At 66.2% G+C, this 210-nt stretch carries 1 protein-coding gene; it reads left to right on the top strand.

Annotation, left to right across the window (positions count from 1 at the left end; all coding sequences use genetic code 11):
- Positions 1 to 210: hypothetical protein (locus ACLEJR_RS27165; RefSeq protein ID WP_440817810.1), on the top strand; the 210-nt coding region annotated here is incomplete at both ends.

Genomic DNA, 210 nt, shown 5'->3' with positions numbered 1-210 from the left:
CGGCTGTTGCTGACCGAGATCGAAAACGAACGCGGCGAAACCTATCGGCTGGACTACACGCCCGGCGGACTGATCCGACAGCAAGTCGGCTTCGATGGGCAACGCACCGCCTATGCCTACGACCTCAACGGCCACCTGCTGGAGAAAACCGAGCACGGCGACGACGGCACGCAACGGGTCACCGGCTACCAGCGCGACGCGGCCGGGCGG

The sequence above is a fragment of the Pseudomonas sp. SMN5 genome (assembly GCF_052041925.1).
Taxonomy (GTDB): domain Bacteria; phylum Pseudomonadota; class Gammaproteobacteria; order Pseudomonadales; family Pseudomonadaceae; genus Aquipseudomonas.
This window is presented reverse-complemented; position numbering and strand designations above follow the sequence as displayed.